Below are 2,332 nucleotides of genomic sequence, written 5' to 3' on the forward strand. Positions count from 1 at the left end.
GGCCACGATGCTGCCGTTGTCGAAGTTCCAGCCGTTGGCCAGAGATGCAGCAAATACCTCGCCACCGCCCTCGGTCGGCACGCGGCCGGTGACGGTCAGCTCCGGACGCTCGATGTTCTTCTTGGTGATCAGGTTGACCACGCCGGCCACCGCATCGGAGCCGTAGATGGAGGACGAACCRTCCTTCACGATCTCGGCGCGCTGCAGGATGGCGGTGGGAATGACGTTCAGGTCGAAGGCGCCGACGGCGCCGCGGGTACCGGCCGGGCCCGGACGCTGCCCATCCAGCAGCACCAGGGTGCGGTTGGCGCCCAGGCCGCGCAGCGACACGGTCTGCACGCCGGTGCCGCCGTCGACGACGAAGCCGCCGAACTGGTGGGTGATCTGCGTTTCAGCCGAACCAATGGCCGACTTCTGCAGGAACTCGGCGACGTTGACCTGACCCTGCTTGGCGTTGGTCTCGGCGTTGATGGTGAACACCGGCGAGGTGGTCTCGTAGTCCGCGCGGCGGATCAGCGAGCCGGTGACGGTGATCTTGTCAAGGTCGGTCGCACGCTGGTTGGAGGTGGAAGCGCTTGACGCCTTTGCTTCCTGCTGGGTGGTCTCCTGGGCCAGTGCCGGTGCGACCTGCAGGCAGGCCAGTACTGCGAGAGTCAGCGGGACGCGGCTTGGCTTGATGTGGCGGTTGGCGTTGCGCATTTCTTGGGATCCCCGTTTGTTATGCTTCGGTTAATGGAGTGTATGTGTGGCGTAAAGTAAATGCAACATGAATGGACTCTTTGCGTAACTTATTGTTGCTAAGGGGAAATTCAGGAATTCGGGCATTAAAAAACCCCGCCGGTTAAGCCGGCGGGGTTGTTGATCGGCCCCTCTGCTGGGGTTACAGGCCGCCCGGCCCGCAGTCCTTGGCCAGGTAGTCGGCCATCAGGGTGAGGGTCGTCTGGAAGTGGCGCGGGTACCACGGCATGCTGTGCGGCATGTCGGGAATCAGCTCGAACCGGGCCGGAACCTTGCCCTGCACGGCGGAATAGAAGTTGCGGGCATGGAACGCCGGCGTGCGTACGTCGCGGTCGCCGACGAAGGTCAGCAGCGGAATGGTGGCCTTGGCGGTGTTCTGCATCGGGTCCATGCCCTTGACGGTGCGGCCCTGCAGGATGCGTTGAAGGCGGTTCTGGCTCCAGGACGTGCCCAGCCGGCCCAGGTCGGTGACGGGTGCACCAGCAATGGCGCACTGGTACGGCGATGGGCTGCGTACGGTGGCCGCTGCTGCCGCGAAGCCGCCATAGGAGTAGCCGAAGATCGCGATGCGATCCTTCGCCGCGATGCCCTGCGACACCAGCCAGGCGGCACCGTCGTCCTTGTCATCCTGCATCTTCTGGCCCCACTGACCATCGCCGGCCAGCCACAGCTTGCGGCCCAGGCCGGAGCTGCCACGGTACTGGGGGCGCAGCACGGCATAGCCGCGCGAGGTGAAGAAGGGCACCCAGCCGGACACGTCCCAGCCCGTGTAGTCACGCGCCCACGGTCCGCCATGCGGATGCACCAGGGTCGGCAGTGGGCCGTCGCCCTGCTTCCAGCCTGCCGGCAGGTCGAGGATCGCCGGGATCTGCTGGCCATCACGGGCGGTGTAGGTCACCCAGCGCTGTTCGCCGATCTGCTTGCTGTCCACCCAGGGACGTTCGCTGCCCAGCGGCACCACGTCCTTACGGTCGGCCAGGATGTAGTAGCTCTTCGGGTTGCGGTTGCTTTCCGTAGTGAACAGTACGCGCGAGAGATCGTCGTTGTAGCCGGTGATGTAGACGGTCAGGCCCGGATAGGCTTTCTGCAGGCCCTCCTGCAGGCCTTTCATCTGCGGGTCGACATAGATCGCCTGGCGCTGCGGTCCATCGATGTAGAAGCCGAGCACCTGGTTGAAGTTGCTCTTGCGTGTGCCCAGGATCAGCGAGCTGATGGAGAAGGTCGGGTGGGCCGCCAGAGGCTCCTTGTCGAATTCCTTCTTGACCGGGTCATACAGTCGCGCCTGTACCAGATCGGAGAACTGGTCGGTCAGCACGTACAGCTTGCCGCTGTCATCGTCGATGCCGACCACGTCCACCGTGAAGCGTTCGCTCAGCTTGGTGGTCAGCGGCGCATGCACCTCGAACTGGCCGGCGCTGTTCTTGATCAGCACACGCTGTTCGAAATCCTCGGCCCCGCTGGATTCGATCTGCGTCTGGGTCACCACCTCGCCGGTGCGTGGGTGGAACAGGCCCGGGGTCGTGCGCGAGCTGCCCTTGAACAGCAGTTCGGTCTGCCCGGTGCGCAGGTTGAAGCGGTAGTAGTTGGCCTGCAG

The 2,332-nt window shown here is 64.5% G+C and carries 2 protein-coding genes; both read right to left on the reverse strand.

The features are described 5' to 3' along the window. Positions 1-699: TonB-dependent receptor plug domain-containing protein (locus AC1VAN_RS18880; RefSeq protein ID WP_480986444.1), on the reverse strand; the 699-nt coding region annotated here is incomplete at its 3' end. Positions 700-880: 181 nt separating this feature from the next. Continuing rightward, a partial coding sequence (locus AC1VAN_RS18885) for an alpha/beta hydrolase family protein (RefSeq protein ID WP_480986445.1) occupies positions 881-2,332 on the reverse strand: 1,452 nt, incomplete at its 5' end.

It is taken from the genome of Stenotrophomonas sp. 05L44_2, from assembly GCF_056665995.1.